Origin of the sequence: Pseudomonas sp. FP2300 (assembly GCF_030687595.1) — a bacterium.
GTDB lineage: Bacteria > Pseudomonadota > Gammaproteobacteria > Pseudomonadales > Pseudomonadaceae > Aquipseudomonas > Aquipseudomonas bijieensis.
The window spans coordinates 4,545,250-4,568,577 of record NZ_CP117440.1 but is presented as its reverse complement, the minus strand read 5'-3'; the positions used below and the strand labels follow the sequence as shown (position 1 = coordinate 4,568,577).

The following is a 23,328-nucleotide window of genomic DNA, read 5'->3' as shown; positions in this document are numbered from 1 at the left end:
CATCGACAAGTGGTGTAGGTGGAGGCGGATATCTCACCGCAAGACGAGTCACCGCGGGAGCGAGCGGGCTGGTGGCGAGCAAGCATAAAAGTTCGCCGCGTTTGGTGCGGTTAACCCAATGTCAAGTTAGGTAAAGGTTTGCCCGCGGCGATGACGATGCGTGGCACACGGGCGATAATGGGCCGACACCTACTCAAGAGCGGCCCATGATCTCTGTATTGCTAGTCGACGATGACCAGGAACTGACGGGAATGCTCAGCCAATACCTGGAGCGCGAAGGCTTCGAGGCGACTGCGGTGCATACGGGGGAAGAGGGCGAGGTTCAAGCGCTGTCCGGTCGCTACAGCATCGTGGTGCTGGACGTGATGCTGCCGCGGCTGTCGGGTATCGAGGTGCTCAGGCGCATTCGGGCCGTGAGCCAGGTGCCGGTGGTGTTGCTGACGGCCCGTGGCGACAACATCGACAAGATCACCGGCCTGGAACTGGGGGCCGATGACTATGTACCCAAGCCCAGCTCACCGGGGGAATTGGTGGCGCGTTTGCGGGCGATCATGCGTCGGGTGCAGCCGGCGGATCGGTCAACCAGCGAAGTGATCAGGACCGGGCCGTTGGTCCTGTGGCCCGGCAAGCGCCAGGCGCTCTGGCAAGGGCGCGAGCTGGGGGTGACCAGTACCGAGTTCAGTTTGCTCGAGGAGCTGGCCCGCTGTGCCGGGCAAGTGGTGAGTAAACAGAATCTGTCGCTCAATGCCTTGGGCTGTCCCTTGACGCGTTATGACCGACGCATCGATGTGCACATCAGCAGCATTCGCCACAAGTTGGGGCCGCGTCCCGACGCCAAGGCCTGGATCCAGAGCGTGCGTGGCCTCGGTTACCTGTTGATTGCCGAATGATGAAGCCCAGCCGACTGTTCTGGAAACTGTTCCTGGCGTTCTGGCTCGCCACCAGCCTGACCTTCCTGGTCGGGTTGGGCCTGCTGATGATGGGCAGTTCCAGGCCAGGGGATCCTCATCTGGAAACCATCCTGGCCGCTGAAGGACAGCTCCTGCGCCAGTTTGGCGTGGAGTCGGGCCGGCAACTGCTGGCGGTTTGGGAGCACCCTGCTGACCAGGCCGTTGGCGTGTATGACAGTACCGGTCAATTGCTGGCCGGGGCACCGGTTGCGCAACCGGCTTACACGCGATCGGTCATCGGCAAGGACGGCGCCGCACTGTTGCTCAAGTCGACCCATCCCCTGGCTCAAGAGCGCGACAAAGGGCCAAGCCCCTGGACGCCGTTGATCATCGGCACGGTCATGAGCGCGCTGTTCAGCGGTTTCATGGCGTTCTACCTGGCATGGCCGCTGGCCTATCTTCGGCGCGCCATGAGTGACGTGGCCCAAGGACGCTTCGAAACCCGGGTCAAGCCGATCATGGGCGCGCGACGTGATGAAATCGTCGATCTGGCCGAAGACTGCGACCGAATGGCCAACCAGTTGAAGCTGTTGGTAGAAGCCCAACAACACTTGTTGCACGACATTTCCCACGAACTGCGCTCACCGTTGACCCGCATGCAGGCGGCCATCGGGCTGCTGCGGCAAGATCCGGCTCGCCAGGAAATGGTGGAGCGCATCGACCGTGAGTCGGTGCGCATGGACACGCTGATCGAGGCCTTGTTGACCCTGGCGCGTCTGCAGGGCCGACCAGAGAGTATCGAGCGCGAGCCAGTCGATATCGTCGAGTTGCTGTCGCTAATCGTCGAGGACGCTCGATTCGAAGCGCAGATGAAAGGGTGCCAGGTCAGTCTGCAGGCGTGCCCGGGGTTTGTCAGTCGGGTCAGCGGCGAGCTGTTGTATCGGTGTTTCGAGAACGTCATTCGAAACGCGGTGCGCCATACCCGGCCAAACACCACGGTGATGGTCGTGGCCCAGGTCAATGGCGGCGTAGACGGCCTGACGGTGCAGATCAGCGATCAGGGCCCGGGGGTTGAACACTCGCGGCTACAGAGCATCTTCAATCCGTTCGAGCGTGGCTTGAACGAAGCCAGTGCCGGCTTTGGCCTGGGCCTGGCCATTGCCTCGCGGGCCGTGGAGATATACGGCGGCACCATCCACGCGCGCAATGAGCCGTCCGGCGGGTTGACCGTGGAAATCAGCTTGCCCCGTTGGGCATGATCTTTACACGATATTACATTGGCTTGACGGCTCTGTACGCCCCGCCTCAGTAGACTTTGCGTTCAAACTCAAGCAGCGTTTGCTGACGTTTCAGCGTGGAGGTGGTCATGTTTCTGGTTCATAAGAAGGGCTTCGTCCCCGGCAAGAAAATGGTCGACGGTCTGGTGCCCTACGACTTCTTCTGCGAAGACAATCCGGGCCTCAATCTGTTTGTCTTCACTGGCTCCGCCACGCCGGGCAAAGTGGTCGAGGAACAGACACTCTGGGGGTTTACCCGTCTTGAACGTTTTGAAGCGTTGACCGGCACGCTGGTGTCGAACAAAAAACAGCAAGGCTGGTTCCAGAAGGTCAATGTGCTCACCGGCCCCGCCCAGAACGGTACTCAAGGCGTGAAGTTCCAACGGGTGCTGAAAATCATCAAGCACACCGATGCATCGAGTCGTGTGACCAGCAAGGCCGACTACGAGATCCAGACAGACGAAGGCGACACCTACTTCACTCGTCGGCCTGCTGCGGGGGGCAGTGCGCAAACCATTATCTATTCGGCGGATCAATAGAGACCCTCAGCATCTGTGCCGCTGACCCTCCGCTATCGCGAGCAGGCTCGCTCCCACAGAGGATTGTGGGTGTTCACAGCATCCGCACACGACGCAAGGGCGCTCGTCAAGGCAGCCTGCTTTGGCAGGCTTCAGACGTCGGCAAGCTGAAACCGATAACCCACGCCATACAACGATTCGATGGGGTTTTCCGCCGGGCAGGCCTGTTCGAGCTTGCGCCGCAGATTGCGGATATGGCTGTCGACGGTGCGATCAGTGACCACCCGGTGATCGGAATAGATCCTGTCGAGCAACTGATCCCGGGAAAACACCCGCCCCGGGGACTGTGCCAGCGTGCTGAGCAGGCGCAGTTCCAAGGGCGTCAGGTCCAGGGCGATGCCATCGAGTGACGCTTGGTAGCGGTCTTCGTCAATCAGCAGGCGCGCGGGTTGGTTGACCACCAGTTGCGGGCTGCGGCGCAGGATCGCCTTGACCCTGGCCACCACTTCCCGAGGGCTGAAGGGTTTGCAGATGTAGTCGTCGGCCCCCAGGTCCAGCCCGAGCAGGCGATCCACTTCCTCCACGCGGGCGGTGATCATGATGATCGGCACGGCACTGAAGCTGCGTAGCTCCTGGCACACTTGCAGGCCGTCGCGCCCTGGCAGCATCAGGTCGAGCAGAATCAGCCGCGGTTCGTGGGCCCGGACTGCCGGCACCACCTGTAGCCCGTTGTCCAGGCATTGAACCGCATAGTCGGCGGCGACCAGGTAATCACGCATCAGTGCGGCCAGCTTGGGTTCGTCTTCGACGATGAGGATCGGGCTGTCATTGACCATGCTTCAGGCGCTCCGTGGCAGGCGCAGGGTCAGCCAAAGGCCGCCCAGCGGCGAGTGATCGGCGCTGAGGCTGCCGCCATGGGCCAGGGCGATGCTGTGACAGATGGCCAGCCCCAGGCCAGCGCCACCACTGGCGCGATTGCGTGAGGTTTCGCCGCGGTAAAAACGCTCGAACAACCGTGATAACTGGGTGGCATCGACCCCGGGACCGGAGTCCAGGAAGTCGACGCGCACGGTGTCGCCCTCGTCGGCGGCTCGAATACGCAGCACACCGCCCTCGTCGGTATAACGCACGGCATTTTCCAACAGGTTGCTGAACAGCTGCTGCAAGCGCTTGGGGTCGGCCTCCAAGCGTAGCGACGGGGCTGGCAGTTCCAGCTCCAGGCTCAGGTGTCGGGCATTGCAACGCTCCTGGAACATCGCCACGCAACTTTCCAACAGCTCGTTGAGATCGCATTCGCTCTTGCGGTAGGTCAGCGCGCCGACATCGGCCAGGGACAGTTCGTAGAGATCATCCACCAGTTTACTGAGCATGCTGACTTCGCCTTGCAGTGACTTCATCGAGGACGGGTCGAGGGTGCGTACGCCGTCTTCGATGGCTTCCAGTTCACCGCGCAGCACCGACAACGGGGTACGCAGTTCGTGGGACACATCGGCCATGAATTCCCGACGCATTTTTTCGTTGCGTTCCAGCGTATACGCCAACTGGTTGAAATCCCGGGCCAACTGACCGACTTCGTCATTGGACGCCACCGACACTCGGTTACTGTATTCACCGGCGGCCAACCGGTGGGTGGCGGCGGCCACGCGCTTGACCGGGTCAAGCAGGGTGCGGGCGATCCACCAGGCAATCAGCATTGCCAACAGTAACGAGAGTACGCCCACCGCCAGGCTGGTGCGCACCAGGTATTGACGAAAGCGTTCGCCGCCAGCTTCGGTCACGTTCTGGAACGGCGTCACCGCCAGCCAGCCGACAGTCTTCCCTGCGACTTGCACCGGGCGCATCAAGGCGTCGTTGGCAATCGCCGAGTAGCCCATTACCAACTGTTTCTGCTGATCCAGCAGGGCGATACGAAACACCGCGCCGGTCAGATCGGACATCGGCATGGGCGGCCGTTCTGGGTGGGTGGTGTTTTCGCCCGGCTCCGGACGCAGCAGTTCGAACCAGCGATCGGGCTGGTTGCGCAGGAATTCCCAGTTGCCTTCGCGCTCATAGGCGCTGGCCAGGCGCGGCAATACCGGCGTCATGCGCAACAGGGCTTGTTCGTTGAGGTAGTCGAGAAAGCCTTTGCCAAAGCTCCAGCCGTTGGCCACGCCCATGCTCAGGATGACGAACAGCACGCTGGCCAGTACGGCAATAAACAGCTTGGTGGAGATGCTCAGTTTCATGGGCTCGGGCAGGTCGGTGAGTGGCCCGTCCATTTAGGCCCTGGCGCCACGAAGATTCAAGGGCGGCGGGCAATCTTCAATTTTCCTGCACATTTGCCTCGCAGTATGGCGCCTGGCTTGAACCATCCGTCTTGCAGAGGCATTTATGTCGACCAAATTATTCGCCAAATCCCTGGTGACCGCCGCCTTCCTGGTGTGCTTGATCGTGTTGTTCATGTTGGGCGGTTGCTCCGGCGAATCCGCGCCTACACCCGAACCGCCCAAGGTCTCGGTGATCACCGTGCAACCGCAAAGCCAGGCGCTGACCACTGAGTTGGCCGGACGTACCCAGGCGTTCATGGTCGCCGAGATACGCCCGCAGGTCGGCGGTATTGTCCAGCAGCGGCTGTTTGTCGAAGGGGCAGAGGTCAAGGCCGGGCAGGCGCTGTATCAATTGGACGCGGCGTCCTACAAAGCCGCCTTGGCGCAAGCCCAGGCGAGCCTGGCCAAGGCCCGCGCCACTCTGAAGTCGGCCCAGGCCACGGCCAGGCGTGACGCGCAACTGGCGAAAATCGATGCCATCAGCCAGCAGGACAACGAGGATGCCCAGGCCAGCCTGCTGACCGCCGAGGCGGAGCTGCAAGTGGCCCAGGCCGATGTCGACACCGCACGCATCAACCTGGCGTATACCCGCATCAGTTCCCCTGTCAGCGGGCGCATCGAAACCTCGACGGTCACTCCGGGGGCACTGGTAGTCGCCAACCAGGACAGCGCACTGACCACGGTGCAGCAGTTGGACCCGATGTATGTAGACGTCACCCAGTCGACCACCGAGCTGCTGCGCCTCAAGCGCGACTTGGCCAGCGGCGTGCTGCAAAGCAACGGTGAAGGCGAGACGCGGATCAGCCTCAAGCTCGATGACGGCAGTCTCTACGCCCATGAAGGGCGCTTGAAGTTCAGTGGGGTCAGCGTCAACGAGGGCACCGGCACAGTGACCTTGCGCGCGCAAATCGCCAACCCGGACCGGCTGTTGCTGCCGGGCATGTATGTGCGGGCGGTGCTGGAGCAGGCGCGGGATGACAAGGCCATCCTGATCCCACAGAAGGCGGTGACCCGCAGCGCCAGCGGCGCGACTTCGGTACTGGTGGTGGTCAATGGCAAGGTCGAGCAGCGCGTGCTGAGCATCGATCGCGCCGTGGATAACCAGTGGTGGGTCACGGCTGGGCTTAACGCGGGAGACCAGGTGATTGTCGAGGGCGGGCAAAAAGTCCGGGTCGGTGACGCCGTGGTGGCGCAGAACGCCGGCACCCGCAGCCGTACGCAGAAAGCGACCCCTGTCGCCATCGCGCAGGAGGGCTGAACATGGCACGTTTCTTCATCGACCGGCCGATTTTCGCCTGGGTCATCGCCATCGTCATCATGCTTGCCGGCGCGCTGTCGATCAGCCAGTTGCCCCTGGAACAGTACCCGGACATCGCGCCGCCGACGGTGCGCATTTCCGCGACCTACACCGGCGCCTCGGCCAAGACCGTGGAAGACTCGGTGACCCAGGTCATCGAGCAGCAAATGAAGGGCCTGGATAACCTGACCTACATGTCGGCCTCCAGCAGTTCGGACGGCAGTGCCAGTATCAGCCTGACCTTCACCGCCGGCACCAACCCGGACGTGGCCCAGATGCAAGTGCAGAACAAGCTGCAACAGGCCGAGTCGAGGCTGCCGCAGTCGGTGCAAAGCGAGGGCCTGACCGTGACCAAGGGCGGCTCGGATTTCCTGATGATTGCCGCCCTGGTGTCCGACAACCCGAGCGTCACTGGTACCCAGATCGGCGATTACATTTCCAGCACCTTGCTCGATTCCATCAGCCGCCTCGACGGTGTCGGCGATGTGCAGACATTGGGCTCCGGCTATGCCATGCGTATCTGGCTGGACCCGGCCTTGCTGGAAAAATATGCGCTGATGCCCTCGGATATCAGCAGTGCCCTGGAGGCGCAGAACACCGAGGTTTCCGTCGGTCAACTGGGGGCCATGCCGGCGGTGAAGGGGCAGCAGTTGAATGCCACGATCAGCGCCCGCAGCAAGCTGCAAACCGTCGAAGAGTTTCGCAATGTGGTGGTCAAGTCCTCCAGCGACGGGGCCGTGGTGCTGCTTGGGGATGTGGCGCGGGTCGAGTTGGGCAGTGAAAGCTACGACGTCAGCTCTGCCCTCAACGGCAAGCCTGCTGCCGCCATGGGCGTCCAGCTCGCCGCCGGGGCCAACGCCCTGAGCGTGGGGGAAGCGGTGAAGGCCAAGCTCAAGGAACTGGAGCCGTTCTATCCGGCGCAGATGCAACTCAAGAACGTGATTGCCTACGACACCACGCCCTTTGTCAGCCTGTCCATCGAAGAAGTGGTCAAGTCACTGGGCGAGGCCATTGTCCTGGTGGTGCTGATCATGTTCCTTTTCCTGCAGAACCTGCGGGCCACGCTGATCCCGGCGATCACCGTACCGGTGGTGCTGCTGGGCACGTTCGGCGTACTGGCGCTGTTCGGCTATTCGATCAATACCCTGACCATGTTCGCCATGGTCCTGGCCATCGGCCTGCTGGTGGACGATGCGATCGTGGTGGTGGAAAACGTCGAGCGGGTAATGGGCGAGCGACGGTTGTCGGCCCTGGACGCCACGCGCCAGTCGATGGATGAAATCACCAGCGCCCTGGTGGGCATCGCCTTGGTCCTGAGTGCGGTGTTTATTCCCATGGCGTTTTTTGGCGGTTCCACGGGCATCATCTACCGGCAATTTTCGGTCACGATCGTCTCGGCCATGGTGCTTTCGGTGTTGGTGGCCATGACGCTGACGCCGGCCTTGTGCGCGACGCTGCTCAAGCCGTCCGACGGTCATGGTGCCCAGGGCGGTTTCTTCGGCTGGTTCAACCGTACCTTCGAACGTGGTGCCGAGGCCTATAAAGGCCAGGTAGGCGCTATTTTGCAACGTGGGCGCCGCAGTTGGCTGGTGTATGGACTGTTGGTGCTGGCAATGGCGCTGGGGTATGCCAGCCTGCCGACCTCGTTTCTGCCCGATGAAGACCAGGGCATCCTCATGGCCCAGGTGCAGTTACCGGTGGGGGCTACGGACAGTCGCACCCAGGCGGTCGTCGAGCAGTTCGAAAGCTACCTTCTCGAGCAACCGGAAGTCGAGGCGCTGATCAGCATTTCCGGTCTGGGCATGAACGGCAACAGCCAGAACGCGGCCCGCGCCTTTATCCGGCTCAAGGACTGGAGTGAACGCACGGGGGCGGGGCAGGATGCGGCCGCCATCGCCCAACGGGCGACCCTGGCACTGTCGAGCATCGCCGATGCCAATGTGTTCGTCATGCAGCCACCGGCCATACGGGGCCTGGGGCAGACGTCCGGCTTCGATCTGCAACTCAAGGACCTCGGTGGCCTGGGACATGATGCGCTGGTGGCGGCGCGGGAGAAACTCATCGATCTGGCCAACAAAGACCCGCGCCTGCTGGGGGTACGCAGCAATGGCCTGGACGACGCACCGCAGCTCAAGGTCAGTATCGATGATCGCAAGGCCGGCGCCTTGGGCCTGAGCACCAGCGACATCAACACCACTTTGTCCACGGCGCTGGGCGGCACCTACGTCAATGACTTCCTCAACCAGGGCCGGGTGAAGAAAGTCTACGTCCAGGGTGAGGCCTCGTCGCGGATGCAGGCGGCCGACCTGGAGCACTGGTTCGTGCGCAACAGCAATGACGAGATGGTGCCGTTTTCCTCGTTTGCCAGCAGTTCGTGGAGCTATGGCTCGCCGTTGCTGGAGCGCTATAACGGCAACGCTTCGCTGGAGGTGGTTGGCGACCCGGCGCCCGGGGTCAGTTCCGGGGACGCCATGGATGCGGTGGAAGCCATCGTCAAACAGTTGCCCGAAGGCATCGGTTACGAATGGACCGGGCAGTCCTATCAATTGCGTCTATCCGGTTCGCAAGCGCCGTTGCTGTACGGGATCTCGGTGCTGTTCGTATTCCTCTGCCTGGCCGCGCTCTACGAGAGTTGGTCGGTGCCTTTCTCGGTGTTGCTGGTGGTACCGCTGGGAGTGGTGGGGGCGGTGCTGGCGACCCGTTTCAGTGGCTTGAGCAACGACGTGTACTTTCAGGTCGGGCTGTTGACCACCGTGGGGTTGGCGGCCAAGAACGCGATTCTGATCGTGGAATTCGCCAAGCACCTGCAAGAACAGGGCAACAGCTTGCGCGAGGCGACGCTGATTGCCGTGCGGCAACGCTTGCGGCCCATTCTCATGACGTCCCTGGCGTTCATGTTCGGCGTCTTGCCCCTGGCCCTGAGTACCGGTGCCGGTTCCGCCGGGCGCCAGGCCATTGGGACCGGTGTGCTGGGAGGGATGTTTTGCGCCACGGTGCTGGGGATCTTTTTCGTACCTCTGTTCTTCGTGCAGATCCGTCGGCGTTTCGAGCGCGTTTCCCCGGTTTCGACCTCTGTTCCATCCGCTCAATCAGGTGACGCATGATCAAGTTCCGCTGGCCCTTGCTGGCCATTCTCACGCTGCTCGGTGGCTGCATGAACCTGGCGCCGCAGTATGAACGCCCAGAGGCACCGGTCTCCGAGCAGTGGTTGCCAACCACCAGTACGCCCAAGGGGGAGGTGAGTGCCGACATCGAGTGGCAGCACTTCTTCACCGACAGTCGCCTGGCGCGCTTGCAGGCCCTGGCGCTGAGCAATAACCGCGACCTGCGCCTGGCCGTCCTGAACGTTGAAAAGGCCCAGGCGCAATACCGCATCCAGCGAGCCGAGTCGCTGCCTTCGATCGATGCCAGCGTCAGTGGTACCCACAGTCGCACGCCCGGTTCGTTGTCCAACACGGGCTCGGCGGCCACCACCCATGACTACAGTGCGCAACTGGGGTTGAGCAGTTATGAAGTCGACCTGTTCGGCCGGGTGCAGAACCTTCAGGACGAAGCGCTGGAAGACTACCTGGCCTTGACCGAAACCCGGCGCAGCACGCAGATCAGCCTGGTGGCCGAGGTGGCGACCGCCTGGCTGACCCTGGCGGCCGACAACGAGCGTCTGCACCTGGCCCAGGAGACCTTGCGCAGTCAGCAGGCGACCTACGAACTGACCCAGCGCAGCCACGCCCTGGGCGGCTCCTCCGGTCTGTCCGTGGCCCAGGCGCAAACCACCGTGGAGTCGGCCCGGGTCGACGCGGCGGCGTATGAAAGCCAGATCCTGCAGGATCGCAACGCCCTGCGCCTGCTGGTAGGCAGCGACATTCCCGAAGAGCTGCTGCCGGGCGCGAACCTGGAGTCGGCCGCGGCGCTGGTGCAGGTGCCGGCAGAACTGCCCTCCAGTCTGTTGCAACGCCGCCCGGATGTGCTGGCCGCCGAGCACTCGCTCAAATCCGCCAATATCGACATCGGCGCGGCCCGTGCGGCGTTCTTCCCCAGCATCAGCCTGACGGCCAATGCCGGTTCCTCAAGCTCGGCCTTGTCCGGTCTGTTCAAGTCCGGCAGTGGTGCCTGGACGTTTGCCCCGAGCATCAGCCTGCCGATCTTCGATGCCGGCAGTAACCGCGCGACACTGGACTCGGCCAAGACCGAGCGCGAGATCCAGGTGCAGACCTACCAGCAAACACTGCAGAACGCCTTCAAGGAAGTGGCCGATGCCCTGGCGGAGCGCAGCACGTTGGATCGTCGCATCGAGGCCCAGCAGGCATTGACCGACGCCAGCCGCAAGAGCTTCGAGCTCTCCGACGCCTTATACCGCGGCGGTTCGCAAAGCTATCTCGAAGCGCTGGATGCCCAGCGCTCCCTGTACAGTGCGCAACAGGACCTGATCACCTTGCGCCTGACCGAGCAGAGCAACCGCGTGACGTTGTACAAGGTGATGGGCGGAGGCTGGAATCAAGGGTAGGGCGGGGGCGTAAAGCCAATGACCCGGACCTGTGGGAGCGAGCCGGCTCGCGATAGCGCCGGCCCATTCAACAGCATTGCAAGCTGATCCACTGCCATCGCGAGCAAGCTTGCTCCCACAGGGGATTTTGGGTGGATGCTGTACCTGAGAACCACGCGGAAAAAATTGTGGGAGCGAGCCTGCTCGCGATAGCACCGGCCCATTCAACCGCATTGCAAGTTGACCCACTGCCATCGCGAGCAGGCTCGGTTCCCACAGGGCTGAATGGGCAACAGCCTCAAGCCGCTGTCGATTTCTCCCGGCTGTCGCTCGCGGTGTCGCGAAACAGTCGAGGGGACATGCCGAAGGTCGATTTGAAATGCCGGCTGAAGTGGGAGCTGCTGCCATAGCCCCAGGCGTAGGCGATATCGGTGAGCGAACGATGGGCATGTTCCCGGTTGCGCAGGTCTTCGGCACAACGCGACAGGCGCCGCTGCCAGATGTATTCGCTGACACTGCACCCCAGTTCATCCTGGAAGGCGCGGTGCAGGCTGCGTACCGAACACTGTTCGGCGTTGGCGATGCGTTCGATGGTCAGGTCGCGGTCAGCCAGGTGGCGCTCGATGTACGCCTTGAGACGGTTCTGCTTGAAGAAGCGAAAGTCGTGTTCGAGTTGCTTTTCTTCCTGTTTGTTCTTCAGCGCGTTATCCAGCAGCCCGGTGATGCTGTCGCCGATCAGCCCGGCCGAATGGTTGTTCAGCAAGGGGTATTGGTTGTAGGCATCGCTGATCAGGTGCATCAGCATCCGCCCCAGTCCATTGCGACCGTTAAGGTGCATGTCGCCGGTTTGCGCGAGTTGCCCGGGTGCGCCTTGGAACAGCAGGATGAAATGTTCGCAGCCTTGCGTGCTGGTCACGTTGAAAGGTTTGCCGCAGTCGACCAGGAGCATTTCGTCAGGGGCCAGCACGCTGCTTTGTTGGCCCTGATCGAAATGACTGACGCCAGCCACCTGCATGATCAACATGCGCGGCGTGTCGAGGGCGTCGACCGCTTTGCTCAGGTGGCGTGAATAGCGATGGGCGCTGGCAGTCATTCGACAGAAGCGCAATTGGCCCAGGTCTCCGTACTCCAGCCGCCCCTGGAAGTTGCTGTCATGCAACGGATCAATGAAGGTCGATTCCAGCCGTTTTATATAGTCCGGCGTGCGCCCCAGATGATCGCTCATGAACTCTTTCCACTTCATCAGGCGATCGGAGCGAACAACCTGATCGGTGGACACGCAGGCTAGATGGTTCATTTTTCGCCTCTGTTTTTTATTGTTTTCTGGCGGACCGGGCCAAGGGTCGACTGGCCCGATCCGGGTCTGACCAAGGGTGCCACAGGCTCAGAACGGGTAGTGATGGCCTCCGGGCTGCCAGGTTACCCAATGGGCACGGGTAAACTCATCCAGAGCATAGTGACCGTTGAAGCGACCGAGGCCGGAGTTCTTTTCGCCACCGAACGGGGCATTGGGTTGGTCATCGACGGTGATGTCGTTGATGTGGGTCATGCCCGCCACGATGCCACGGGCGAAGTTCAAGCCACGGGCCATGTCCCGGGTGAACACGGCGCTGGACAGGCCATACTCGCTGGCGTTGGCCAATGCCAATGCATGGGTTTCGTTTTCGGCGACCAGCAACGGCAGCAGGGGGCCGAAGGTTTCATCGCGGGCCAGTTCCTGATCGGCGTCTACTTCACCGAAGACATGGGCGGGCAACACCAGCCCGGATGCCGGGCCGCCACAAAGGCGCTTGAGGCCGGCGCTGCGGGCCCTGTCGATTTTATGCAGCAGGCCGTCGAGCTGGTTCTGATTGACCACCGGCCCGATCACCGTATCCGCCAGGGCGGGATCGCCGGTCTTGAGATTGCGCACGCGCTCGACCACCAGCGCCGCGAAGTCGGCATACAGCGAGCGGTCGACGATCACCCGGTTGACGCTCATGCAGATCTGGCCCTGGTGCAGGAAACGCCCGACCACCGCGGCGTGCGCGGCAACTTCAATGTCGGCGTCATCCAGGACCACCAGCGGCGCGTTGCCACCCAGCTCCAGGGCCACGCGCTTGATGTGTTTGCCGCCAGTGGCAATCCGGCCGACATTGCGCCCCACATCCGTCGAGCCGGTGAAGGAAATCAGGCTCGGCACCGGGTGCTCGACGAAGGCATCGCCGATTTCCGAGCCCGCGCCGACCACGACGTTGAGCGTCCCCTGCACAAAGCCTGCTTCTTCAAACAGATGGGCAATCAGCAATCCGCCGGTCACCGCGGTGTCGCTGGCGGGCTTGAGCACAATCGTGTTGCCCAGGGCGAGTGCCGGCACCACCGAGCGCATGCTCAGGTACAGCGGGAAATTCCATGGGCTGATCACGCCCACCACACCCAAGGGCTCGCGAAAGACAAAACTCTGTTCGCCGGGCTTGTAGCTGGTCAGGATCCGACCTTCGACCTGCATCGGCATCGTCGTGCATTCACGCACCAGGTTCAGTGTGAATTGCCATTCCATGCTTGCCTTGATCCGGGTACTGCCGGACTCGCGGATCAGCCAGTCGATGATTTCTTCGCGGCGGTTCTGGATGACCTGGGCGAGCTTTTCAAGTTGTGCACCGCGCTGGGTGGGGTGCAGTTGTGCCCAAGCCGCCTGCGCCTGGTGCGCGGCCTGATAGGCGTCGTCGAGATCGGCAACCGAGGCCAGGGGCATCTCCAGCAGCGGTTCGCCATTGAAGGGGTTGCGGTCGTCCAGGCGGCGCGTGGAGCGCCCGGTACGCCAAGTGCCGTTGATGTATTGGTCGCCGTTGATGGCGTAGGGGGCGAGCGGTTGAGTCGTCATAATCTTTTACCCTTGGAGGCAGGTGGTCGCGTCGTTCCGACGTAAAGGTGCAGGCGTCGATGAAAACTGCTCAGCTTCTGATCCAGGCGCGGCCCCAGGAGTTGAGTGTGTATTCCTCCTGTGCCCAGACACCGGGCTGACGGCTGGCATCGGTGACTTCGAGTTCGGCCGAGAACTCCAGGCGGTTGCGATCGGCATCGACCACCATGAAGAACAGATTGTTGCCCGGCCCATGTCGGCCGGGGCCGAAGAAAATGGTGATGCGCTCCTTGGCGAAGCGATCCCCCCAGTCGCGGATGTCATTCCATTCGTTGGTTTCGTAACAGTGGTGGTCCCATTCGTTTTTCGAACCGCGGAAAAACGCCAAGGTGTGGTGCTCGTCGTCCGAGCGCAGGAAGCACGTCATGAGTTGGCCGGTCTGCTCATCCACGACGTTGTCCGAAACAGTGAAGCCCACCGTGTTGACGTAGAAATCGATCATGGCTTCCAGCTCTGTGGTCTGGAATACCACGTGCTGCAAGCGCCCCGGCATGCCTGGGCGAGAGGTCTGGCGAGCGGGGCGGGCGACGCCAAATATCGTTTGCCGGCCCTGGGGATCACGGATCAGGAAGGCTCCCGGCTCGAGCAGCGGCGAGTCGACCTCTTCGATGATGCCGCCATTGCCGAGCAGGCGAACCCGCAGTGCTTGCAGGCGAGGCTGATTGCCCAGGTCGAACGCCGCCGCGAGCAGGCCGCTGTGGTCGGCGGGCGACACGAGCATGGCGCGTTGCGGACCGCTGAGCACCCAACTGCCATCGGCTTGCGCCTGGCTATCCATGTCCAGCATCCGCCGATAGAAGTCGATTTGTCGCTGCGCGTCCTTGCTCGCCAGGTGCAGGTAGCACAGGCGTGCAGGTGTGGAAGTCTGGAGTGTTTGCATAACCACCTCTGTGCGTGAAGGTTCAATGAAAGACGGGCGCGACGCTTGGCTCGATTTCGCTGCTGTGGGCCAGGGCGATGCCGAACAGCGACTGCAACGATTCGGCGGCCTGGGTTTCGGTGGCCTTGTCGAAAATCGCCGCGATGTAGCGATCCGGGCGCAGCAGCACAAACGGGTGGGACTCGCCCAGCAAGGGCTTGAGCAGGCCTTCACGGTCCTGGAGCACCGTGCAGCCTGGGATCGCCGGCATGGCCTGGACAGACTCGGGCAGGATCAGGATGCGTCTGGCTTCAAGGTGGCTCCAGAGGCCATGCTTGAGCTCATCGACACGCTGGCGGGTCGGGTCGCCGTATTGAATCAAGGCGAAGCCGGCACCGATGGCGTCATCGAGCAGGTGTTCGTGGCCGTGGGCATCGGTGAGCATCGGTTGCGGGAACATCTGTCCGCAGGACAATGTGCCTGCCTGCCCCTCGGCCAGCACCAGGCCTCGGGTGAAACGAGGTTTGGGCTTGAAGCGCATTTGCAGGAAGTAATCGCGCAACGGCGGCAACAGGCCGATCAAGGCGAATGCCCCACTGATCAGGCGAGCGCGCAGGACGGTGGCCGGCGCCATGACCACGCCGAGGTTCAAGGCCAACTTGATCAAGGCCCACGCATGATCGCGACGCTCGCTTTCGTAGGACAGCAGTGCGCTTTGCGCCATTTTGCCCTTCAGCACGCCGATCAGTTTCCAGCCCAGGTTATGGGCATCGCGAACGCCGCTGTTCATGCCTTGCCCGGCATAGGGCGGGGTAAGGTGTGCGGCGTCGCCGGCGAGGAACACCCGCTGCACCTGCCACTTCTCGGCGACCCGGGCGTGGAAGGTGTAGACCGTCTTGCGCACGAGGGAAACCGGCGCGTCACCCTTGAAGGGGCGCAGCAAGGTTTGCAGGTGGGTTTCGTCGAGCGCCTGTTCGTCCGTTTCATCGGGCTTGAGCAGGAACTCGAATCGGCGTGTACGGTGGGGTCCGGGCACTTCGACCACCGGACGCCTGGCATCGCAATATACGCGGGTCTGCCAGAACGGGTCGTCGTCCTGGTCGGTATCGACCACCAGCCAGCGTGAGGAGAAGCTCGAGCCGACCATTTCGATCCCGAGCTGCTTGCGCACCGGGCTACGACCGCCGTCGCAGGCCACCAGGTAAGCCGCGTGGACTTCGATCATCTGCCCCTCGGCGTCACGAATCCGCGCACACACGCCGTGTTGGTCCTGACTGAATTCCACCAGCTCGTGGCTGAACCGTGCCGTCAGGCTGGCAAACCGTTCGAGGCCCATCCTCAGGGTGTTTTCAAACAGCGGTTGGCGAAACGCGTTGCGCTTGGGGAACCCATACAGCTTGCCGGTCGGTTCGACCTTGCCGAAGCAGCGCCCTCCGGGCCGGGTGTAGTAATGCACGCCGTAGCCAGGCACGACATCACGCAGCACGGCGGCATCCAGCCCGATGGCCTGCATGGTGCGCAAGGATTCGTCGTCGATTGAAACCGCCCGTGGTTCGGTCACGGTGCCCGGCTTGCGATCGATGATCAGGGTGTCCACGTCGGCTTGGCCGAGCAGGTTGGCCAGGGTCAGTCCGGTAGGACCGGCGCCGATGACCAGGACCTGAGTGTTGATGCGTTTGAGGGTTGTCATTGTTATTCCCTTGCGAATGGCTCAGCCCAGTGGCTTGGGGCGATTGGCGAGCGCGGCCATGCGTTGCGACAGTTCCTGTCCCAGGGCAAGGATCTGTTGCCCTTGCGTCTCTTCCTGGGCACTGTCGCGTTCTTGCACCGGGCGCACGCAACTGATGCTGCCGACGACTTTGCCATCGCCGTCGAAGATCGGCGCGGCCAGGCCATAGACGCCCGCGTCGACTTCGCCTGCGCTGGCTACATAGCCCTGGCGACGCAGTTGCTGCAGTGCGCGACGAAACGCCTCCCAGGTCTGGCCAAGTTGGCTGGCGCGAACCTCATCGGGATGGTCGAGAAACAGCTGGCTGTGTTGGCGCGAGGTCATGTTGGCGAGGATCGCCTTGGACGTCGCTCCCAGGAACAGGGGCCTGGGCGAACCGCGGGAGTAGCTGACCTCACTGAACAGATTGCCGTGCTGGTGAATGCACACGACCTGATCCTTGAACAGTCGGCAGATCAGCCAGACCTGTTGTTCGCTCCACTGCGGGAAGCTGGGCTCAAGCGATTGGGCGGCGCGCACGAGAGGGTCGCTCAGGCGCAACTGGCGGTCCCAGGTAATGATTCGTGCGCCCAGCGCATAACGGCCGGCTTCGACCTGGAACAACAGGTTGGCCTCGGCCAATTCGCGCACGTAGCGGTAGATCGTCGAACGGGTGAAGCTCAAGGCGCCGCCCATGTCATCCACTGCCCAGATCGGGTGCTGTTCGGTGAACAGGTCGAGTACCCGCAACATGCGCTCCAGGCTCGAGCCTTTGCTGTCGCCATCCTGCTCGGGCAGGTGTTCAGGAGTGTGTAGGTTTTCCATGTTCACTGCTCGTCCACGATGCTGTTGCGCAGGGTGCCGATGCCAGCGATCTCGACCTCCACCTGATCGCCCGGCTTCATCCACACCGGCGGTTCGCGGAACGCACCGACGCCGCCGGTGGTGCCGGTGACAATCACGTCGCCGGGGGCCAGTTCAGTGAAGGTGGAGCAGTATTCGATCAACTGGCGCACATCGAAAATCATGTCGCTGGTGCGGGTGTGTTGCATCACTTCGCCATTGAGGCGGGTGGTCAGCTCCAGGTCCTGTGGGTCGCCGATCTCGTCGCGGGTCACCAGCCAGGGACCGAAACCGCCGGTGTTCGGGAAGTTCTTGCCAGGCACGAACTGAATGGTGTGCTTCTGCCAATCGCGGACACTGCCGTCGTTGTAGCAGGCATAACCGGCGACGTAATCCAGCGCGTCGGCGTGCTTGACGTGGCGGGCCGCTTTACCGATCACCACCGCCAGCTCGCCCTCGAAATCAAGCTTGTGGGAGGCCGTTGGGCGAACGATGGGTTGCAGGTGGGCGGTCTGGCTGTCTGCGAAGCGGGTAAAGATCATGGGGTAGGTCGGCATCTCTCGACCGGTTTCGCGCACGTGGGTGGCGTAGTTGATGCCGATGCACAGCACTTTGCCCGGGTTGGGGATGACCGGCAGGAACGTCACGTCAGCCAAGGGAAGACGCGGCAGGCTTGCCAGGGGCTCGCGGGTCAGTTCGCCCAGGCGGTCGTTGGCGATGGCCTGTTTGAGGTCGTGGCCGAGGGTTGGCTTGAGCGATTCCAGGTCGATGACGTGATCACCTTCGACCACACCGTAGCTGCTACGACCTTGGACAACAAAGCTTGCGAGTTTCATGAAGGCTCCTGGGAAGAGGGAGGGTGCAATGAGGGTCAATCTAGTCTTGCTATAAAATCCTGTAAAGTGGGATTTATACAAAAATCCTAAAATATGGAATTTATGTTTTTTTTTGGCGAGGCTGTACCTTTGGCGGACCTGGGGAGCAGAGGGAGAGGCAGCAGGCAACCAACCGCAGATGGCTGGGTGTCGTAAGAGGTACGGAAAAGGGATCTAAATCTGTGGGAGCGGGCTTGCTCGCGAAGACGGCGTCACAAGCGACATTGATGTCGACTGTACTACCACCTTCGCGAGCAAGCCCGCTCCCACAGGGGATTTGCGTTTAATCGATTGGTGCCCAGCAGCCATGCAGCGACATGCGCATCCGGAACGGAATCCTGATCCGGGCAATGGGACCGCTGGCCATGTCACGGGAGTCCAGCACCACCAGCTCACTGCGCCCCTCTGCGATGAGGTTGAGCAGGGCAACGACGTAGCCATCGGCTTCCTCTGCATCCGCCGAGCGGGGAATGAAGATGGGCTCCTGGAAGCAGCCGCTGTCGCCAGGAAACCAGGCGTCGGTGCTGCCTGTCTTCAGGTTCAAATGGACCAGCAGGTTGAAGAATTGAAAGGGTATCGGGCCGTTCGCCGGGTTGTAGGGGCGCTGCGGATCGAAGGCGAGCAGGAAACCATGCTGGTACTTGCGACTGATGTAGCGGTCATCACACCTTGGAAACTCGCAGGGGTAATCCGTCAGCGGTTGCGGTTCAACGTCCTCCCCGGCGCCGTTCAGGTCAAAGGTCCAGCGCATCAGGCTGGCAGCCAGGGTTTCCGGCGGCGGGACATAACCATTGGCCTGGGGAAAGAAATAGAAGATGTTCCCGCCGGTGACCGGCATGTCGACATAGACCTTGTCGCCCTCATCGAATGCATTGAGCGTATGCCCCTGGAAACCGTCCTTGGGCCCCTTGAACCAACGCACATCTTGCGCATGCCCATTGCGCGGCACGACGGCGAACAACTGAGGCAGGTCGGGTTGCCACTGGAAATGCGCTCCACCGTTTTTCATGCGCTCGACGTCCACTGTCAACGGAATCAACGGGAACACAACGTACCGTTCGGTCACCGCGAAATCGTGCACCATTGCTGCATAAGGGGCCTGGAACCAGATCTCGTGCAGCAGTTTTCCGTCCGGTGAAATTTCGAAGTAGGCCAGGTCAGGCGTACCGTCGCCTTTGGCTTCATAACTGAAGGCCAGGAGATTGCCCGTCATCGGGTCGAGCTTGGGGTGGGCGGTGAATGTCGCGGATTTGATCTGCCCGTCAAAACTCCATTCGCCCAGGGTTTCCAAGGTCTCGCGATCCATCGCCCAGGGCAGGGCATCTTCCTTGAGTGCCAGCAGCACGCCGTTGTGTGGGATGACGGTGGTGTTGGCCGTGGTGTTGTTCTTCGCCGCGAGCGGGTCGTTGGTGAAGGCGTTGCGATAGACGCCATTGAGCGAGCGACCTTCACGGCGCTGGGCCAGCAAGCGATCGGTCTTCACGTAGCGACGGCGCAGCGATGCCTTGCCGTTGGCAAAGTGGAAGCGGCTGACCATGCCGTCACCGTTGAAAAAGATATCGGTGCCCAGCATCGGGGGATACTGCGGGTCTGGTGCGACTTGATAAAACGTCCCGTGGATCGAAGCGGGAAGGCAGCCTTCAATTTCCAGGTCGAACACGTCTGCTTCCACCCGGCTGGGCGTGTAGAGAGCGCCGGAAAACTCAGGGGTTTGAGGGAATGGAATACTCATCGGGCAATCTCGTCAATGTGCGGGTTCGTTGATGTTCAGGCCGATTGCGGGGACATCGCCGGCCCGGAAGGCTTCACGCCGCGGCGAAAGCGTGCAACGACCAGGCACGAGATCACCAAGGCTAGCAAATAGGCTGAAGCTGCCAGCCATCCGACCGCTCGGAAGTGGCCCTCGCCGACGACCAGTGCGGCCCCGAATGGTCCCAGCCCCTGGCCGATGAAAATCGCAGCGTTACCCAGGCCCGCCAATCGGCCGGAAGGGTCCAGTTCCGCCGCCATGGAAAGCAGGTACGGCAGGCTGAAAAACCAGACCATATGGATCAGGCAAGCCGTGCTGACAAACGCCACGGGGCTGGTGCCATAGACCATGATCAAGGTCGCCAGCAGCGCCGTGCCAAAGCTCAACAGTTGTGGAAACAGCAGGCCCAGGCGCCGTCCGATCAGCCCGGCCAGCCCGGCGCCCAGGGCACCGGCAAGGATGCTGCCACCGAGGATGCCGCCAATCTGCTGAGGCTCCAGGCCGATGCTCTTGCCGATACGTTCCTGGTAAACCCATAGGGCAGAGTGACCGAAAAACAGCAGCGCAAAGAGCATGATCAACAGGATCGACGTGAGGCCGAATGGCGGGATCGCGCCGCTGGTTGCGCGATGGGTTTGCGGGTAGCGTTCAGGCACCCTCCAGCAACCCGTCGCCGCGAGCACACTGGTGATCGCCAATAGTAGAAACGCCCCGTTAACACCGAATGACTTGAGGATCAGCGGCATGGACGTCACCAGTAACATCCCCCACAGCAGGTTACCGATGTTGATGACCGCGAAGGTCGCATCCTTGGACGTGCGCAGCGCCGCGGTGGCGTAGACGACCGCCATGACCGCGCCGCCGCTGGCGCCACAGATCATTCTGGAAACAAGCAGCCCGGCCTGGCTGTGAAGCTGCGTGCTGAGCAGATTGCCCAAGGCCAGGATCAACAGGGCCACCAGGGCGAAGCGGCAGCGGTCGACGCTGGCCATGAACAGGGCGCAGACGCCGCAGGCGATGGCCATCGCAATGAGTTCCGCGGCGAAGATAGCGCCGATTGCATTGAGTGGCAGGCCGAGCTGGTCGATCAAGGCACCGCCCAGGATCGGCTGGATCTGCAGCGTCCCCAGGGAAATGACCATCATCAGACAGATGGCGCCCAGTGATTTCTTGCTGTCGATGGAATCGAGTGCGTTCATGAAGCATCACCTCGGGTAATGGGCCCGCTCATGGGTGAGCAGGCGCATACGTCAATCAGAACGTGTGGACGTAGCGAGCCTGCACCTGGTAATCCGCCCGGGAGCGATTCTCGACGCCGGTTTCTTTATAGGTATTGAGCCAGAAGGCCTTGTCTTCGGTGATTTTCCAGAACAGGCCCGGGCCAATGCCCAGCACCTTTTCCCGGGAGTCGGTCAGGGTGTTGCCGTTGACCTTGTCATCGGAAATCTGCCGGAAGTAGTAGCCGTTGACGCCGACCGAGACCGTCGGGAACACTTCGTACGAGGCGGTGAAGTTGGCCCACGCCGACTGTCCCGACTGGGTGTCGCGCACCGATTGCCCTTCGAAGAACTGCGCCGAACTGCTGGCCGGATCATCGTTCTTGAAGTTGTACAGGTAGTTCAGCCGCCAGCTCACTTCCCAGCGAGGCGCGGGCATCCAGGTCGCTGCCCAGTAGGGGTTCAGGGAGAAGTAATTGGAGCCTGGGTTCAGGTCTTTGTGTTTGTCGTACTTGCCCGTTGGCAGGATGGTATCGAAGGCCATGCGCTGCACGAAGACCGGCCTGCCGCTGGCGTCGACGATCGGATCGAACTGGACCTGGGGCCCGACCGTGACGTCGCCCAGGCCTGTGGCGTTGTCCTTGAGCTTGGCACCGTTGTCACCGAAGTCGCCGTCCAGGGACACGACGGGCACCAGCAGGCTCCAACCCAGGTGCGCCCCGCCTGCGAAGGTGTCGGGTGAGTAGTAGCTCAGCTGGTTGATCATCGTAATGACGTTGATCTTCGGGTCATCGAAGGCGCCGTTCTTCTTGCCGCCGTTGGTCCTGATGCTGCTGGCGGTACTGAACTTCAAATAAGTCTGATGAGTCAGCCCGGGTGGCCCGGCAAAGCCGTCGTAGAAACTGGTGCCACCCAGGTTGATACCGCTGGGTTGGCTCACCGAAGGTGGAGGAGGGCCATCGGCTGCAAAAGCGGCCAATGACGCGAAGCTGAGTGCCAGGCACGCTGGCAGGGTTTTGGTCAGGCTCATTGAAGTGGCTCTATTCTTGGAATTGTGAGCGGGGGAATATCCCCTGGCACTTCGACTTTAAGTCCCGGTCGTGGGTGATGCTTGAGCGCAACGGCCAGAGTTGACTGGGAGCGCCAGCAACCGGGAGAAAACCGGTACGAACTTCTCAGCCGTCAGCGCCAACGGCGCGCCAGGCGGCCTCGGCCAACTGCTGCCGGTAGAGTTCAGGGCTGCGTTTGACGCGGCCAGAGAGCCAGGCGCGGCAATAGCTCTCTGCCGAACCGATGATCAGGGACGGGATCAGCTCAAAAGGCAGTTCCTGCAAATCCTGCTGGTGGGCCGGGTCGCTGAACCATTTCTTGAGTTCGGCGTTCCTGGCCAGATTCGCCTCGGCAAGCCGCTCCTTGAAGCTGCTTTGTGCGACCGCAAAGCGTGCCTGGTACTGGAACCGCGCCCAATCGGGTTGGCTGACCACCCAGTCCACGTAGCTGTACACCAAGGCCTGGACCCATTCCTGGGTCGACGTGACGGTGCTGAGGTAGCTATCCCTGAGCCGCGCCTGATCATCCAGGGCGGTCATGTACAACGCCGCGACCAAGCCTTCCTTGTTATCGAAATGGTGATAGATCGCCCCCACGCTCATCTGGCTTTCGGCACGGATGATATCGATGGTGGTCGCTTCGATGCCTTGCTGGTTAAACAGTGCCAGGGCGCATCGGAGGATGTGCCGCTTGGACTCGGCACGACGCCCTGGGTAGCAGCGCTCGAGGAGATCGACAGGTTCCATTTTTCGGCCCAGGCAAAAAGGGGCCATGGTAATTGAAACGAAGGCTCGGGACGAGAGATTGACAGGCTGCGTATTTACAGAATAATGTTCTGTAACAGAGCGATATTCTGTAATCGAGTAATGCTCTGTCCATGACTCCAGCCCACCCGACCAGAGATATCCCATGAGCCAGACTCTCAGCATGTACCAAAGCGTTGGCGCTTCCGCTTTCAGCAATATGGCCTGCCAGATGGCACCATACTTCGGCACCATCAACCCGGAAATTTCTGTATTGACCCCCGGCCGCGGCGAAGTGAAGGTGCCGTTTCGCAAGGAAATCACCAATCACCTGGCTTCCGTTCACGCGATCGCGCTGTGCAATGCGGCAGAGCTCGCAGGCGGCATGATGACCGAGGTGTCCATCCCCAGCGGCGCTCGCTGGATTCCCAAAGGCATGACCGTCGAATACCTGGCCAAGGCCAAGACTTCCATTCATGCGATTGCTGATGGCAGCGAAATCGACTGGGCGACCTCGGGCGACAAGATTGTCCCGGTCGATATCTTCGACGAGGGTGGCGTGAAGGTCTTCACGGCGCGCATCACCATGAACGTGAAAGTCGGCTAGGTC

19 protein-coding genes are annotated in these 23,328 nt (G+C 61.8%); 7 read left to right on the top strand and 12 right to left on the bottom strand.

Annotated elements, in window-relative coordinates; genetic code table 11:
- Positions 1–206 precede the first annotated feature (206 nt).
- The 3 genes from PSH86_RS20060 (at position 207) to PSH86_RS20050 (ending at position 2,706) form a co-directional block, all read left to right on the top strand.
- On the top strand, positions 207–890 hold the full coding sequence (locus tag PSH86_RS20060) for a response regulator transcription factor (protein ID WP_109755635.1): 684 nt from the start codon (positions 207–209) through the stop codon (positions 888–890).
- Complete coding sequence (locus PSH86_RS20055) at positions 887–2,149, top strand: ATP-binding protein (protein WP_305484509.1); 1,263 nt, start codon at positions 887–889, stop codon at positions 2,147–2,149. Before PSH86_RS20060 ends, PSH86_RS20055 begins: the two co-directional genes overlap by 4 nt.
- 107 nt (positions 2,150–2,256) lie before the next feature.
- Complete coding sequence (locus PSH86_RS20050) at positions 2,257–2,706, top strand: hypothetical protein (protein ID WP_109755633.1); 450 nt, start codon at positions 2,257–2,259, stop codon at positions 2,704–2,706.
- 131 nt (positions 2,707–2,837) lie between these two features.
- Here PSH86_RS20050 and PSH86_RS20045 read toward each other — a convergent pair whose 3' ends face one another.
- Both PSH86_RS20045 and baeS read right to left on the bottom strand, forming a co-directional pair.
- Positions 2,838–3,521 carry a response regulator gene (locus PSH86_RS20045; RefSeq protein WP_305484507.1) on the bottom strand — a complete coding sequence of 228 codons (684 nt, stop codon included), beginning with the start codon at positions 3,519–3,521 and terminating at the stop codon, positions 2,838–2,840.
- A 3-nt stretch (positions 3,522–3,524) separates the two neighbouring features.
- Positions 3,525–4,943, bottom strand: a complete 1,419-nt coding sequence (gene baeS / locus PSH86_RS20040; RefSeq protein ID WP_109755631.1) for a sensor histidine kinase efflux regulator BaeS — start codon at positions 4,941–4,943, stop codon at positions 3,525–3,527.
- A 112-nt stretch (positions 4,944–5,055) separates the two neighbouring features.
- Here baeS and PSH86_RS20035 point away from each other — a divergent pair, with 112 nt between their 5' ends.
- From PSH86_RS20035 to PSH86_RS20025, 3 genes are read left to right on the top strand one after another with little or no spacing between them, the layout of a single operon-like run.
- Positions 5,056–6,249, top strand: coding sequence for an efflux RND transporter periplasmic adaptor subunit (locus PSH86_RS20035; protein ID WP_305484506.1), 1,194 nt, complete (start codon positions 5,056–5,058; stop codon positions 6,247–6,249).
- Between the two features lie 2 nt (positions 6,250–6,251).
- Positions 6,252–9,392 (top strand): efflux RND transporter permease subunit, encoded by a 3,141-nt coding sequence (locus PSH86_RS20030; protein ID WP_305484505.1) that lies wholly within the window; start codon positions 6,252–6,254, stop codon positions 9,390–9,392.
- Complete coding sequence (locus PSH86_RS20025) at positions 9,389–10,792, top strand: efflux transporter outer membrane subunit (RefSeq protein WP_109755628.1); 1,404 nt, start codon at positions 9,389–9,391, stop codon at positions 10,790–10,792. The genes PSH86_RS20030 and PSH86_RS20025 overlap by 4 nt, the downstream gene beginning before the upstream one ends.
- Before the next feature lie 277 nt (positions 10,793–11,069).
- Here the strand turns inward: PSH86_RS20025 and PSH86_RS20020 are convergent, their stop codons facing one another.
- The 10 genes from PSH86_RS20020 to PSH86_RS19975 form a co-directional block, all read right to left on the bottom strand.
- Positions 11,070–12,068 (bottom strand): helix-turn-helix domain-containing protein, encoded by a 999-nt coding sequence (locus tag PSH86_RS20020; RefSeq protein WP_109755626.1) that lies wholly within the window; start codon positions 12,066–12,068, stop codon positions 11,070–11,072.
- Between the two features lie 87 nt (positions 12,069–12,155).
- On the bottom strand, positions 12,156–13,634 hold the full coding sequence (locus tag PSH86_RS20015; RefSeq protein WP_305484502.1) for an aldehyde dehydrogenase family protein: 1,479 nt from the start codon (positions 13,632–13,634) through the stop codon (positions 12,156–12,158).
- Between the two features lie 70 nt (positions 13,635–13,704).
- On the bottom strand, positions 13,705–14,553 hold the full coding sequence (locus PSH86_RS20010) for a VOC family protein (RefSeq protein WP_109755624.1): 849 nt from the start codon (positions 14,551–14,553) through the stop codon (positions 13,705–13,707).
- A gap of 22 nt (positions 14,554–14,575) precedes the next feature.
- Positions 14,576–16,222, bottom strand: coding sequence for a bifunctional 3-(3-hydroxy-phenyl)propionate/3-hydroxycinnamic acid hydroxylase (locus PSH86_RS20005; protein WP_163857871.1), 1,647 nt, complete (start codon positions 16,220–16,222; stop codon positions 14,576–14,578).
- Between the two features lie 21 nt (positions 16,223–16,243).
- Positions 16,244–17,065, bottom strand: coding sequence for an IclR family transcriptional regulator (locus PSH86_RS20000; protein WP_232199701.1), 822 nt, complete (start codon positions 17,063–17,065; stop codon positions 16,244–16,246).
- Positions 17,066–17,067: 2 nt separating this feature from the next.
- The gene (locus PSH86_RS19995) at positions 17,068–17,919 is read right to left on the bottom strand and encodes a fumarylacetoacetate hydrolase family protein (protein ID WP_116832891.1); all 852 of its coding nucleotides are present in this window, start codon (positions 17,917–17,919) and stop codon (positions 17,068–17,070) included.
- 322 nt (positions 17,920–18,241) lie between these two features.
- Positions 18,242–19,690: a carotenoid oxygenase family protein gene (locus PSH86_RS19990; protein ID WP_232199703.1), complete on the bottom strand. Its 1,449-nt coding sequence runs from the start codon at positions 19,688–19,690 to the stop codon at positions 18,242–18,244.
- Between the two features lie 35 nt (positions 19,691–19,725).
- Positions 19,726–20,907 (bottom strand): MFS transporter, encoded by a 1,182-nt coding sequence (locus PSH86_RS19985; protein WP_249015307.1) that lies wholly within the window; start codon positions 20,905–20,907, stop codon positions 19,726–19,728.
- A 55-nt stretch (positions 20,908–20,962) separates the two neighbouring features.
- Positions 20,963–21,955: a transporter gene (locus PSH86_RS19980; RefSeq protein WP_305484494.1), complete on the bottom strand. Its 993-nt coding sequence runs from the start codon at positions 21,953–21,955 to the stop codon at positions 20,963–20,965.
- Positions 21,956–22,100: 145 nt separating this feature from the next.
- Positions 22,101–22,721, bottom strand: coding sequence for a TetR/AcrR family transcriptional regulator (locus PSH86_RS19975; RefSeq protein ID WP_109755617.1), 621 nt, complete (start codon positions 22,719–22,721; stop codon positions 22,101–22,103).
- Between the two features lie 163 nt (positions 22,722–22,884).
- On the opposite strand from PSH86_RS19975, the gene PSH86_RS19970 reads away from it, so the two are divergent.
- Entirely contained in the window at positions 22,885–23,325 is a 441-nt protein-coding gene (locus PSH86_RS19970) for a hotdog fold domain-containing protein (RefSeq protein WP_109755616.1), read from the top strand.
- Positions 23,326–23,328 lie beyond the last annotated feature (3 nt).

Excerpts from the sequence above, each read along its gene's own strand:
- PSH86_RS19970 (WP_109755616.1), top strand. The coding sequence starts at position 22,885 with ATGAGCCAGACTCTCAGCATGTACCAAAGCGTTGGCGCTTCCGCTTTC.
- PSH86_RS20045 (WP_305484507.1), bottom strand. The coding sequence starts at position 3,521 with ATGGTCAATGACAGCCCGATCCTCATCGTCGAAGACGAACCCAAGCTG.
- PSH86_RS20020 (WP_109755626.1), bottom strand. The coding sequence starts at position 12,068 with ATGAACCATCTAGCCTGCGTGTCCACCGATCAGGTTGTTCGCTCCGAT.
- PSH86_RS19985 (WP_249015307.1), bottom strand. The coding sequence starts at position 20,907 with ATGAACGCACTCGATTCCATCGACAGCAAGAAATCACTGGGCGCCATC.
- PSH86_RS20025 (WP_109755628.1), top strand. The coding sequence starts at position 9,389 with ATGATCAAGTTCCGCTGGCCCTTGCTGGCCATTCTCACGCTGCTCGGT.
- PSH86_RS20000 (WP_232199701.1), bottom strand. The coding sequence starts at position 17,065 with ATGGAAAACCTACACACTCCTGAACACCTGCCCGAGCAGGATGGCGAC.
- PSH86_RS19990 (WP_232199703.1), bottom strand. The coding sequence starts at position 19,690 with ATGAGTATTCCATTCCCTCAAACCCCTGAGTTTTCCGGCGCTCTCTAC.
- PSH86_RS20055 (WP_305484509.1), top strand. The coding sequence starts at position 887 with ATGATGAAGCCCAGCCGACTGTTCTGGAAACTGTTCCTGGCGTTCTGG.
- PSH86_RS19975 (WP_109755617.1), bottom strand. The coding sequence starts at position 22,721 with ATGGAACCTGTCGATCTCCTCGAGCGCTGCTACCCAGGGCGTCGTGCC.
- PSH86_RS19995 (WP_116832891.1), bottom strand. The coding sequence starts at position 17,919 with ATGAAACTCGCAAGCTTTGTTGTCCAAGGTCGTAGCAGCTACGGTGTG.
- baeS (WP_109755631.1), bottom strand. The coding sequence starts at position 4,943 with ATGGACGGGCCACTCACCGACCTGCCCGAGCCCATGAAACTGAGCATC.
- PSH86_RS19980 (WP_305484494.1), bottom strand. The coding sequence starts at position 21,955 with ATGAGCCTGACCAAAACCCTGCCAGCGTGCCTGGCACTCAGCTTCGCG.
- PSH86_RS20010 (WP_109755624.1), bottom strand. The coding sequence starts at position 14,553 with ATGCAAACACTCCAGACTTCCACACCTGCACGCCTGTGCTACCTGCAC.
- PSH86_RS20030 (WP_305484505.1), top strand. The coding sequence starts at position 6,252 with ATGGCACGTTTCTTCATCGACCGGCCGATTTTCGCCTGGGTCATCGCC.
- PSH86_RS20015 (WP_305484502.1), bottom strand. The coding sequence starts at position 13,634 with ATGACGACTCAACCGCTCGCCCCCTACGCCATCAACGGCGACCAATAC.
- PSH86_RS20005 (WP_163857871.1), bottom strand. The coding sequence starts at position 16,222 with ATGACAACCCTCAAACGCATCAACACTCAGGTCCTGGTCATCGGCGCC.
- PSH86_RS20050 (WP_109755633.1), top strand. The coding sequence starts at position 2,257 with ATGTTTCTGGTTCATAAGAAGGGCTTCGTCCCCGGCAAGAAAATGGTC.
- PSH86_RS20035 (WP_305484506.1), top strand. The coding sequence starts at position 5,056 with ATGTCGACCAAATTATTCGCCAAATCCCTGGTGACCGCCGCCTTCCTG.
- PSH86_RS20060 (WP_109755635.1), top strand. The coding sequence starts at position 207 with ATGATCTCTGTATTGCTAGTCGACGATGACCAGGAACTGACGGGAATG.